The sequence below is a fragment of the Rhodococcus sp. YH3-3 genome (genome assembly GCF_001653035.1).
GTDB lineage: Bacteria > Actinomycetota > Actinomycetes > Mycobacteriales > Mycobacteriaceae > Rhodococcus_F > Rhodococcus_F qingshengii.
In genome coordinates this window covers 601,345-611,865 of sequence record NZ_BCWH01000001.1, presented here as the reverse complement: position 1 = coordinate 611,865, position 10,521 = coordinate 601,345, and the positions used below count along the sequence as shown (strand labels likewise).

Genomic DNA, 10,521 nt, shown 5'->3' with positions numbered 1-10,521 from the left:
GGGCCGATGCGGCAAGTCAGGACGCTGCGAGACCGATCAGACCGGAAGCACTCGGTGCACCGCTCGAATCGAATTCGATCACGATCGGTTCGTCGACGGGAAAGTGCGCGGGAAGTAGAAGCAGTCCCTCCGACGCGCAGCGTTCGAGAAGTTCGCGGCGGGTGACCCTGGCGATCTCGGGATCCGCGTCGCCGCCCTGGCTGAGGTCCGGGTACAGAAACTGGATCGGATGGTGGATCACATCGCCGGAGATGACGGCGCCGCCGTCGGCAGTGCGAATCTCGATCACGATATGGCCCGGCGTGTGGCCGGGCGCGCTGCGCACGACGACGCGAGTGCCTTCGGACTCGGCCAGGACATGACCGTCGTCGACCGCCTCCCACTTCGCCCCGTCCAGAACGGGACGGACGCTGTCCTCGAAGGTCTGCGCCAGATCCGAGACCACTCCTTCGTGTGGACCGTCGGCGGCGAGTTGTTGGAGCGCGGCCAGTTCGGTGCGATCGAAAATGTAGGTCGCGCGGGGGAAGGTAGGCCGCCAGGTTTCGGCGTCGAGGGCGGTGTTCCAGCCACAGTGGTCAGGGTGCAGATGTGTGCTGACCACCAGATCGACGTCGTCGACGGACACACCGGTGGCTGCGAAGCGTGAGAGGTAGTCGGTGCCGAACATGTGATGCGGCAAGAGGTTCGGCCGGTGCTTGCTGTTTCCGTTGCCGGTGTCGACGACGACGGCCTTGCCGCCGATCTCCACCAGGTAGGTGTGGATGGCAAGTACGAGGTCACCGCTATCCGCGTCGAAGAACGCCGGTGCCAGCCGCGCCGACGCGTCCTCTATCTCCGCCTCACCCGCGTGCGGAAAAAGCTCTCGCGGCGGAAACGGCCAGTGCGCCAGCTCTGTCAGTTGGGTGACGCGCGCCGACCCGACGTCGATGGTGAAGCTCATCAGTGTTTGCCTTCCGAACAGCTCGATACCGCTTGTGGGCACACACAAAGGCACCCACCGAAATGCTCGGTGGGTGCCTGGTCGGTGTCAATGGTTTTCGACGCCGGTGATCAAAGACTCTTCGCGATGATGCCCTTCATCACTTCGTTGGCGCCGGCGTAGATCTTCTGGACGCGGGAGTCCTCGTACATGCGCGCGATCGGGTATTCACGCATGTAGCCGTATCCGCCGTAGAGCTGCACGCACCGGTCGACGACGGCGCATTGCTGCTCGGTGAGCCAGTACTTGACCATCGCGGCGTCTGCGCCGTCCAGCTCGCCGTTGAGGTGATCCTCGATGCAGTTGTCGAGGAAGACACGGCAGGTGCGTGCGATCGTCTGGCACTCAGCCAGCTCGAAGGCGGTGTTCTGGAACTCGAAGAGGCTGTGCCCGAACGCTTGACGCGCCTTGGTGTATGCAACGGTCTCCTCGACTGCACGCTCGATGGTGCCGATGGCCTGCGCGCCGATGATGAGGCGTTCCTGCACCAGCTGCGCCATCAACTGACCGAAGCCGAGCCCCTCGGACTCACCGAGGAGGTTCGAGACGGGAACGCGAACGTCGGTGAAGGACAGCTCCGACGTATCGGCGCCGTGCTGCCCGACCTTGTCGAGCACGCGGCCGACCGCAAAGCCTTCGCAGTCACGAAGATCCACGATCAGGAGCGAGACACCCTTGGCGCCCGCCTTGGGGTCGGTCTTGACGGCGAGCACGATCATGTCGGCGCTGCCGCCGTTGGTGATGAAGGTCTTCGACCCGTTCACGACGTAGTGGTCACCGTCACGGATCGCGGAGGTGGTGATTGCCTTGAGGTCGGAACCTGTTCCGGGCTCGGTCATTCCGATGGCGCCGAGGATTTCGCCCGTCGCCATACCTGGCAGCCAGGCCTTCTTCTGCTCTTCGCTTCCGTATTCGAGCACGTAGTGGGCGACGATGCCACTGTGCACGGAGTTACCGAGCGCATAGTCACCGCAGTAGCCCTGCGCCTCGAAGACAGCGAGATCATGCGCGAAAGTTCCACCGCCCCCGCCGTATTCCTCGGGAATCGAGCAGCACAGCAGGCCGAGCTTGCCGGCTTCGAGCCACACGGACCGGTCGACGCGATGCTGAGCGTCCCACTGCTCACGCTTGGCGATCAGTTCACGATCGAAGAAACCACGGGCCAGTTCGGCTACTGCGGTGATCTCGTCGTCGTGCCACGACGGCTTGCGCTTGGTCGCCATGATCAGACCCGCTTCAGCAGGGCAGCGAGTGCCTGACCGCCGCCGATGCACATGGTGACGATGCCGAATTCGAGGTCGCGGCGGACCATGTCGCGGGCCGCACGCAGGGTCAGGATGGCTCCGGTGGCGCCGACCGGGTGTCCGAGGGCGATCGCTCCGCCGTACGGGTTGGTCTTCTCCGGATCCAGGCCACTGTCACGGATGACGGCGATGGCCTGCGAAGCGAACGCCTCGTTGACCTCGGCGGTGCCGATGTCGGAAGGCTTCAATCCTGTTTGTGCAAAGAGCTTTTCGAGAGCGAGCACGGGAGCGTAGCCCATCAGGCCGGGCTCCATGGCTGCTGTCGTGACGGTTTCGAGCGTGACCAGTCCGGTGAGACCGCGCTTGGCTGCCTCGGTGCCCGTCGCGAGGACGAGTGCGCCGGCGCCGTCGTTGATGCCCGACGCGTTACCGGCGGTGACGGATCCGCCCTCTTCGAATGCGGGGCGCAGCTTGGCGAGGGTTTCGACGGTGGTTCCGGGCTTGGGATGCTCGTCCTCGGTGACGGTGACGGAGCGCCGACCACCGGTCTCGACGGGAGTGATTTCCTCGGCGAATGCCGCCTTCGCTGCGTCGGTAGCGGCACGGCGCTGAGATTCGACGGCGAACTCGTCCTGCTGCTCGCGACTGACGCCGTACTTACGGGCGACGGCTTCGGCAGTGCGGCCCATGTGAGCCTTGCTGAACGGGTCGGTGAGCATCGCGACGGTGCCGTCGACGAGGCTGCGATCGCCGAGCTTGTAGCCCGAGCGGGCGGCGAAGTCGTAGAAGGGCATGCGAGACATGCTCTCGTCACCGCCGGCGAGCGTGATGGCAGCTGCGCCCCATCGCATCTGCATCGCCGCAGACCACACAGCCTGCAGGCCGCTGCCACAGAGACGGTTGACGGTGTAGGCGGGGACGTTCTCGGGCAGTCCGGCGGCGATGCCGACGCGGCGTGCGTTGTAGGCGTCCGGGCCGACCTGGCCGATGCAGCCCATGAGGACCTCGTCGATGTCTTCGGGCGCAACGCCGGCGCGGCTCAGCGCGGCCTTGGCTGCTGCGGCGCCCAGCTCGTGTGCGGGTACGTCCTTGAAGACGCCGCCGAAGCTACCGACGGGGGTCCTGGCCCCGTCGACGATGACGATCGGTTCGGGTGTGGTCATGATTGTCCCCATCTGCTGTGCTCACGTCGATTTCTCTGTCCGTGGCCGATACTAGGACATCGAAGTATCTCGCAGATGGGGACGTTGGTGTCAGGGTGTGGGAGCGCTCTCGGCGACGGGCACGACCTCGGCGTCGGCGTCGGTGTCTTTGTGGTTCCGGTAGCGGTAGAGCCCGATACCCACGAGGATCGCTGCAAGTCCCAGGGACACGATCATCTGGCTGCGCGTCGAGTCCAGGGTGAGCATGCCGATGCAGAGCGCGATGATGGCGGCGATCGTGGCGTAGGTCAGGTACGGGAAGAACCACATCTTGAGTTCCAGCTCCTGGCCCGAAGCTTCGAGCTTGCGGCGGGTGCGCAGCTGGGACACCGAGATGACCAGCCAGACGAACAGCGCGATCGCACCGGAGGAGTTGACCAGGAACAGGAAGACCTTGTCCGGGGAGAGGTAGTTCATGCCGACGGTCAGGAAGCCGACGATCGTCGAGACCAGGACAGCGCGCATCGGGACGCCGGTCTTCTCGATACGTGAGAGCGACTTGGGGGCGTCGCCGCGGCCGGCGAGGGAGAAGATCATGCGGCTCGCGGTGTAGAGACCGGAGTTGAGGCAGGACAGAACCGACGTGAGGACGACGACGTCCATGATGTTGCCCGCGGCCGGAATGCCGTAGGAGTCCATGACGGCGACGTACGGGCTGAGTGCAACCGACGCGCTGTCCCAGGGAAGCAGAGTGACGACCACTGCGATCGAGCCGATGTAGAAGATGAGAATTCGCCAGACGACGGATTTGACGGCTGCGCGAACAGCTTCGAGCGGGTTGGCCGATTCACCGGCGGCGATGGTGGCGATTTCGGCCCCGAAGAACGAGAACACGACCACAAGGACTGCGGCGAGCATCGCTCCTGTTCCGTTCGGCAGGAAGCCGCCGTGACCGGTCAGGTTTGTCATTCCGGGTGCTTCGACGCCGGGCATCCATCCGCAGATCGCCACGATGCCCATGCCGAGGAACGCGATGATGGCGACGACCTTGATGGAGGCGAACCAGAACTCGAACTCGCCGAACGACTTGACCGAGATGATGTTGGTCAGCGTCAGCACGATCATCAGAATCAATGCCCAGGTCCACTGGGGAACGCCGGGGACCCAGCGATTCATGATGAGGGCACCGGCGGTGGCCTCGATCCCGAGCACGATGATCCAGAACCAGGCGTACAGCCAGCCGATCGAGAAGCCCGCCCAGCGGCCGATGGCCTTGTCGGCGTACGAGGAGAACGAGCCGGTTTCCGGCGACGCTGCCGACATCTCACCGAGCATGCGCATCACGAGGATGACGACTACGCCGGCAAGCGCGTAGGAAATCAGGACACCGGGTCCCGTCTCCTGGATCGCCACACCGGAGCCGACGAACAGTCCGGCGCCGATGACGCCTGCGATCGCAATCATCGACAGATGCCGCTTCTTCAGCGTGTGCTGAAGTGCCGGCTGGTCTGTACTGGACATCAGTACTCCTTGTGGGCTGTTCGGGACGTGGATCTCGGTGGCGCTCTATCCGGAGCGCATTTTCGATAGCGCCAGTGTCGGACCTTCGGCAAGCTCGCGTCAGGCTCCACTTTGTACAAACGTGACCGCAGGCACTACAAAGTGGCGAGTTCGAGGTGTCAGACTGGACTCATGCCCATCACGCTCCGCCAGCTTTGTGCGACCGAACAGTTCGGCCTTCGCGTCCTGGCTGGGCACGACCAGCTCGATCGCACCCTGACCTGGGCACATGTCTCCGAACTTCCCGACCCGACGCCCTTCCTCGACGGCGGTGAACTACTACTCATCACCGGGGTGTCACTACCGACGACGGCCGCGGAAACGACCCGATTCGTACGGACCCTGGTGGCGGCCGGAATTGCCGGAATCGGTTTCGGAACCGGCCTCGGATACGAGCAGGCGCCACAGACTCTGGTGGATGCGGCCACCCGTTTCAGTGTGCCCCTTCTCGACGTCCCATTGCGAACACCTTTCATCGCCCTGACCAAAGCGGTGTCGAAGGCGCAATCCGACGACGACATGAAAGCGCTGCGCAGCAATTACCAGAGCCTGCGGCGACTGCTTCAAGCTGCGGTGACGGTCAACGGCACCCGGGCAGTCGTACGACGGGTGGCGGAATTGATCGGCGGATGGGCGGCTCTGCTGGACTCGGCCGGACATACCGTCGAGATCTCACACACCGCCGCGGCCGCCGGAATCGAGCGAACTGCCCCCGAGCGCGACGCCCGCCCGATGGAAGTCAGTTTCCTCACGAGTGAGAACGAGGACGTCATCTCCCATCCGCTGCTGACGTCGAGGGGAAAGCTGATGGGGTACCTCGTCGCCGGCTGCCCCGGCGCCGTCGGTTCACTGAATCAGGGCATCGTCATCGCAGCCGCGTCTCTGCTCACGTTGATGACGGCTCGAACCCGAGACGCACAGCTGACGATGAACCACCTTCGTACCGTTGCGATGCATCAGCTGTTCGAGGGACAGAATGCGCTCGCCCGCAACATCTCCGGGGAACTGTGGGGAGGATTTCCGGTCGAGCCTTTCCAGGTCTTCCACGTAGCGGGCCCGAGTGGCCTGCTCGAGAGCGTGTCCGTCTCACTGCTCGATGGTCTCAGCCGCGATCTGGCGTTCGGCATCACCGACGGTGCACTGATTGCCGTCGTCTCGGCTACCGACAGCGGGCGAATCCTCGCCCGTGTCAACGAAATCGACGTCACCGTCGGCGTGTCGGACATGCTGTGGTGGGACGATCTCTCGCGCGCCAGACGCCAAGCCGCGCAAGCAGCAGCCGAGGCGGGTGCCCGCAACCTGCCTTCGATGCGGTTCGCCGAACTCTCGGAGAGCGGATTGTCCGCATTTCTCGACCAGGATCGCTCGACGGCATTCGCGGCGGCACACTTGCGCCCGCTTCTGGAAGCGAAGGGCGGTAGCGATCTCTACCGGACCTTGGCCATGTGGTTGGCACACAACGGGGTGGGCGACGCCGCAGCCACAGCGCTGAATATTCATCGGCATACGTTGCGCAGCAGACTCGCTCGGATCGAGAGCCTTCTCCAGCTCGACCTCGGCTCCCCCACGGAACGTGCGGAGTTGTGGCTCGAGTACCGCCTGCTCGGCGACGCCCCGACCATCTGACCGACAACCAACGAACCCTGAACGACCTGAAGGGCCTCCGCCGGGTTACGGCAGAGACCCTTCAGAGTCGATACGTGCGAGTCGGTACCGACCGACCTTCCCCTAGCTTCCGCCCGTCGGTATCCACTCGCGGAGCACGTTGGCATCAACTACCTGCGCGCCCAAAACCTTTGTCCAGATGATGGTTCCGTTTTCGTAGACACGGAAAGTGCCTGCTTCGGAGGGCAACTGCATCTCCGGGCCGGCAGGAGCACCGAGAGAGCCGCTTTCACCGCCGAGCTCCCGATACTTCTTCTCGATCTGCGTCTCCGTAACCGTACCCGATGGATCGTCGGATGGCGAATTGGATTCCGGCACTGTCGATTCCGAATCCGGTGCCACTACCACACCCGCACCGTCACCGATGGTGAACCAGTCGGATTTCAGGCCGAGTTTCTGGCGGAACTGAATTCCGGTGGCGCCAACAGTTGCATTTGTTCCGACTACCTCGACTGCCGTCACTCGCCCGCCGTCGGTACCGAATCCGTTGCGCGAGAGAATCTTGAGCGATTGCAGCTCACCCACATCGAAGGCGTCCGCAATCTGCCCTGCGGTCAGATTCACTGTCCAGTCATGATTCGGAGAAAGGGCGTCACCGAGATCCTCGACGGCCGGGAATTCACCGCCGGAGCTGTAACCTCCTGTGGACGAGGAGAATTCGGTGGCAACGATCTTGCCGTCACGCGACAGAACGGCGCCGGCGGTGGACCGGACGGCTTCGGTGGTGCGGGGATCTTCCTTGCCCGCTCCGCCGTAGACCTGGCAGTCCTGAGTGTCGCAGGTGTCGGCGTACGAGCTGCGATGCTCGGTCGCAGCGTACGAGCGTGCTGCCACGGCTTGCGCCCGTAGCGCTTCGGCCCCACCGGAATCGGCCCATTCGGCCTTCGCTTCGACCGGCACCACGCCGAGCAGGTAGTCCTCCATGTCGAGGAGATTGACTGTCCGAGCCGAGCCGTTGTCGAGCACTACGCCGAGGGCGCCTCGATAGGGCGCGTCGTTGTTGCACAGCTTCAGGAACTGGTCGGCGGGTCGATCAGGACCGAGGTCCACCGGGTCCACCCACGGATGGTCGGTGACCGCTTCCCAGACAACCCCGCCACCACACCCGCTGGTGACCACTACCTGCGCACCGCCACCGGGCAGTGCAGTGAGATGGGCAGCCTCGCCGGGCGCGGTGCGCTGACCGTTGACCACGAGGCCGGCGTCGGAGTAGACGTCGAGCGTCGAGTTGTCCTGGGCCGTGAGCCGCACACTCATCTGGGCAGGCGGCATCGAGTCCAGGACGGTTCCCCCGTAGTAGTGACTGAGGATTCGCTCGCCGGACCAGCCGTCGTTCTTGGCGTAGCCGTAAGCGCCCCACTGGCCCATTCCACGGCCATGTCCGTTGCCGTGCCCGGAGAGCGTGAATTGCGTGTCGGCAGCGACGGCGTGCAGGATCGACGGCTCGTCAGCGCGGATTTGCGTGAAACCTCCGATCGCGACGCCGAGCGCAAGAGCCGGAACGAGACCGAGGACCGAGATCCGCATCAGCGAGGTTCGCCTCCCGGGTCCGCCCACCAGAAAGCGACCTGCGCGACCGGACACAGGCTTCTTACCTGCAGTTCCGCTTCTTCCGCTTCTCGCCATCAATGCTCTCCTCATCGCTACCGGCCTCACGAGTCCGCGAAGTCGGTACTTCGCGCGCAGGCCAGTCCACAACGATTTAACTAAAGTCTCACCCTAAGGTTGAGCGTTATGGACTTTTGTGACTAGTGTGGCAAGAGTGTTTGGAGTTAGCAACACCAGTCACACGAGTCACATCAGCATCACGAGTTGCAGACGTACGCGTCCGAAAACTGGAGTTCAACCCCAGAACATGGCATCCGACCTGCTCGGATCCGGTTTTGAAGGATTCCGTTCACGGCCGTCATCGGCCCTGAAGTTCGCTCGCAAGTAACTACAACCGAGGAGTAATCCCTTGCCACACCGTCGACCGAAGCCCTCGCTCGTACTCGGGGCTGTAGCCGCAGTGGCTGTCGCAAGTCCTTTTGCGGTCTACGGCTTCACGAGCACTACGTCCGATGTACGTTCCGCGAACGAGACGACGTCAGTAGCAGTGCCGACCCAGATCGCAGAGGTGCTCCTCGCGTCGGTGCCCGACATCATCATTCCGGTCAAGGAGCTGACCGGTCTCGATCTCCCCGACATCAACCTCGGTGATCTGAGAAACCTCAAGCTCCCGACCGAAATCCCGCTACCTCCCGGGATCACGCTGCCGACCGAGCTGTTCCCGGCACCCGCTGCTCCCGGCGCCCCGACCGAAACCGCTCCGGTTCCTTCCGAGGAAGAGCCAGGTGCCGTGGTCAAGGAAGTCACCCGCGACACTCCGTTCAGCATGGTCGCGTTGACCTCCGACACCATCGCCTCGGCGCAGTCCAAGGTCCGCGCCCTGGCCGAAGACGGCACCTGGGGCCCGTGGTTCACCCCTGACGCCATCGACTCCGCCAGCTCGGATCAGGCCACCAACTCCGGTACCGCCACCGAACCGGTCTTCGTCGGCGCCACCAAGTCCATCCAGATCCTCACGCCGCAGGGTGCCGCTGCTCCCGCAGCCGAGGTTGTGCCGGCCCCGACTCCGGAAGCTGCCCCCGCGCCCGCTCCGGAAGCTGCCCCCGCTGAAGCACCCGCAGCCACCGGCGAACTCGGGTACACACCCGCTTCGGTGTCCAAGCCGCTTCGCCAGGTGACGACGGCAGCAGATGCCGTCACCGCCGTGTTGATCGACCCGGGTGCCAGCGAGGCAGACAGCAATCTGCAGGCCGTCGCAGCGCCGCTCGGCGGCAGCGGACCGTCCGTCATCACCCGTGCTCAGTGGGGAGCAGACGAGTCACTTCGCTGCGACTCCCCCACGTACGACGACTTCATCGGTGGCGCGACCGTTCACCACACCGCAGGTAGCAACAACTACACGAAGGCCGAATCGGCCGGCATCGTCCGCTCGATCTACGCCTACCACGCACAAACGCTCGGCTGGTGCGACGTCGGATACAACGTCCTCGTCGACAAGTACGGTCAGACCTTCGAAGGCCGCGCAGGCGGACTCGACAAGGCAGTTCAGGGTGCACACGCGGGTGGATTCAACGAGAACACCACCGGTATCGCGATGATGGGCGACTACTCCACCGTCGAGCCTTCGCAGGCGACGCTCAACGCCGTCGGCAAGTTCCTCGGTTGGAAGCTCGGCATGGCCGGACTCGATCCCAAGGGCCGAACGACGATGTACTCCGAGGGCACCGAGTTCACGCCGTACCCGCAGGGCGCAGCAGTCGATCTGCCGATCATCTTCGCCCACCGCGACGTCGGAAACACCGCGTGCCCGGGTGATGCCGCATACGCACACATGAACGACATCCGGAACATCGCGGCCGCGAACATCGGGGGAACGTTGAACCCCTCGAACCCCTCCAATCCGTCGACACCCGCGCCCAAGCCGACCACTCCGGTCGACACGGTCACCGGTGGCACCGGTTCGTCGATCCCGGATCTGGTCACCCAGATTCTGCAGATCACCGACAATTCACCGCTCGCGCAGAAGTGGATCGCCGAAGGTGGCGAGATCGGACGCCTCGGCCAGGCACTGTCCGGAATTCTGCAGGCGAAGCTCGGCAACCAGGGTGCGCTGTTCCAGAACGGCGCTGTCTACACCTCGCCGAACGGCGGAGTGTTCACCGTGCTCGGCGAGATCTTCAAGTCGTGGCAGAGTTTCGGTTCCGACGCGGGTGAACTGGGATTGCCGATCTCGGACGAGTACTCGATCCCGGACGGCCTGCGAAGCGACTTCGAGAACGGTTCGCTGATCTTCAACCAGATCACCGGCATGGTCACGAAGGTCCTCAAGACCTACAACGAGACCTTTGCCCAGGAAATGGCCAACAGCGCGCCTGTCGGCTGA

The 10,521-nt window shown here is 64.0% G+C and carries 7 protein-coding genes; 2 read left to right on the top strand and 5 right to left on the bottom strand.

What is annotated here, in order from left to right:
* Nucleotides 1–16: 16 nt before the first annotated feature.
* The 4 genes from YH3_RS02905 to YH3_RS02890 form a co-directional block, all read right to left on the bottom strand.
* The gene (locus tag YH3_RS02905) at nt 17–940 is read right to left on the bottom strand and encodes an MBL fold metallo-hydrolase (protein WP_064442964.1); all 924 of its coding nucleotides are present in this window, start codon (nt 938–940) and stop codon (nt 17–19) included.
* Nucleotides 941–1,050: 110 nt separating this feature from the next.
* On the bottom strand, nt 1,051–2,202 hold the full coding sequence (locus YH3_RS02900; protein ID WP_007731824.1) for an acyl-CoA dehydrogenase family protein: 1,152 nt from the start codon (nt 2,200–2,202) through the stop codon (nt 1,051–1,053).
* A 2-nt stretch (nt 2,203–2,204) separates the two neighbouring features.
* Complete coding sequence (locus YH3_RS02895) at nt 2,205–3,386, bottom strand: thiolase family protein (protein ID WP_064443459.1); 1,182 nt, start codon at nt 3,384–3,386, stop codon at nt 2,205–2,207.
* A gap of 90 nt (nt 3,387–3,476) precedes the next feature.
* The gene (locus YH3_RS02890) at nt 3,477–4,886 is read right to left on the bottom strand and encodes an amino acid permease (protein ID WP_064442963.1); all 1,410 of its coding nucleotides are present in this window, start codon (nt 4,884–4,886) and stop codon (nt 3,477–3,479) included.
* Between the two features lie 171 nt (nt 4,887–5,057).
* Here YH3_RS02890 and YH3_RS02885 point away from each other — a divergent pair, with 171 nt between their 5' ends.
* On the top strand, nt 5,058–6,551 hold the full coding sequence (locus tag YH3_RS02885) for a PucR family transcriptional regulator (RefSeq protein ID WP_003943944.1): 1,494 nt from the start codon (nt 5,058–5,060) through the stop codon (nt 6,549–6,551).
* A 102-nt stretch (nt 6,552–6,653) separates the two neighbouring features.
* Here the strand turns inward: YH3_RS02885 and YH3_RS02880 are convergent, their stop codons facing one another.
* Nucleotides 6,654–8,216 carry a SpoIID/LytB domain-containing protein gene (locus tag YH3_RS02880; RefSeq protein WP_054827106.1) on the bottom strand — a complete coding sequence of 521 codons (1,563 nt, stop codon included), beginning with the start codon at nt 8,214–8,216 and terminating at the stop codon, nt 6,654–6,656.
* A 331-nt stretch (nt 8,217–8,547) separates the two neighbouring features.
* Between YH3_RS02880 and YH3_RS02875 the strand changes: the two genes are divergently transcribed.
* Entirely contained in the window at nt 8,548–10,521 is a 1,974-nt protein-coding gene (locus tag YH3_RS02875) for an N-acetylmuramoyl-L-alanine amidase (RefSeq protein ID WP_030535825.1), read from the top strand.

Coding starts and splice junctions, on each gene's coding strand:
- YH3_RS02900 (WP_007731824.1), bottom strand. CDS start 2,202: ATGGCGACCAAGCGCAAGCCGTCGTGGCACGACGACGAGATCACCGCA.
- YH3_RS02895 (WP_064443459.1), bottom strand. CDS start 3,386: ATGACCACACCCGAACCGATCGTCATCGTCGACGGGGCCAGGACCCCC.
- YH3_RS02890 (WP_064442963.1), bottom strand. CDS start 4,886: ATGTCCAGTACAGACCAGCCGGCACTTCAGCACACGCTGAAGAAGCGG.
- YH3_RS02880 (WP_054827106.1), bottom strand. CDS start 8,216: ATGGCGAGAAGCGGAAGAAGCGGAACTGCAGGTAAGAAGCCTGTGTCC.
- YH3_RS02885 (WP_003943944.1), top strand. CDS start 5,058: ATGCCCATCACGCTCCGCCAGCTTTGTGCGACCGAACAGTTCGGCCTT.
- YH3_RS02905 (WP_064442964.1), bottom strand. CDS start 940: ATGAGCTTCACCATCGACGTCGGGTCGGCGCGCGTCACCCAACTGACA.